Source organism: Micrococcus sp. UYEF5 (assembly GCF_040546065.1).
Classification (GTDB): Bacteria; Actinomycetota; Actinomycetes; order Actinomycetales; family Micrococcaceae; genus Micrococcus; species Micrococcus luteus.
The window spans coordinates 1-1,032 of record NZ_JBEPNB010000036.1; the positions used below are offsets into that span (position 1 = coordinate 1).

1 protein-coding gene is annotated in these 1,032 nt (G+C 67.1%); it reads right to left on the bottom strand.

What is annotated here, in order from left to right; translation table 11 throughout:
- Positions 1 to 975, bottom strand: a 975-nt coding sequence (locus tag ABIB16_RS11335; RefSeq protein ID WP_354436295.1) for an IS256-like element ISMlu11 family transposase, incomplete at its 3' end; no start/stop codon positions are given.
- Positions 976 to 1,032: the final 57 nt, after the last annotated feature.

Here is a 1,032-nt window from a genome sequence, read left to right on the forward strand (position 1 = left end):
CTTCGTGCCGAGCTCGGAGGCCTCGAACTCGGCCAGCGCCTTCCTCGCGGTCTCTTCGTTGGGGGCAGTGTAGATCGGCTTCAGCGCGGCGGCGACCTTCTTGCGGTCCTGGTAGGCCACGAACCGCATCGCGGCCCGGATCAGGTGAACCACGCAGGTCTGGACCATCGAGTCCGGCCACGTCGCCTCGATCGCCTCCGGCAGGCCCTTGAGCCCGTCGCAGCACACGATCAGCACGTCCTGCACGCCCCGGTTGGCGAGATCGGCGCAGACGTGGGCCCAGAACGCCGAGCCCTCGGTGTCCTGGACCCAGATCCCCAGCACGTGCTTGATGCCCTCGAGGTCCACGCCGACGGCGATGTAGGCGGCACGGTTGAGGACCTGGCTGTTCTCTCGGATCTTGATCCGGATTGCGTCGAGATAGATCACCGGATAGAACTCCTCCAGCGGCCGCGACTGCCACGCCAGGACCTCTTCGCTCACGGCGTCGGTGATGTTGGAGATCGTCTCGTGCGACAGGTCCGTGCCGATCGTGGAGGCCAGGTGGTGCTGGATGTCCCGGATCGTCATTCCGCCGGCATAGAGGCTGATGATCATGTCATCCAGGCCCCCGAGGCGCCGCTGGCCCTTGGGCACCAGGCGCGGGGTGAACGACCCGCCCCGGTCTCGCGGGACGTCCAGCTCGATCGGCCCGACCTCGGACTCCACGGTCTTCGGGGTGGTCCCGTTGCGGGAGTTGGCGTGCTTCGGCGCCTCGCTCGAGCCCTTCTCGTAGCCCAGATGGCTGGTCAGCTCGGCCTGCAGGCCCCGCTCGAGCGCGGCCTTGACCAGCGCGGGCACGAACCCGCCGTCACCGGTGAGCTCGACGCCGCCCGCGTCGATCTGCGCGAACAGGGCATCAAGCTGCCCTGAGGCTTTCAGCTGCTCGACCAGGTCCTGGCCCGAGGGCTCGCCTGGGTTCTTCTCGTCGATCATGGTCATGATTCTTACCGTTCCTCTCGGTACGGCTTACACAGACCATCTGACACGCCC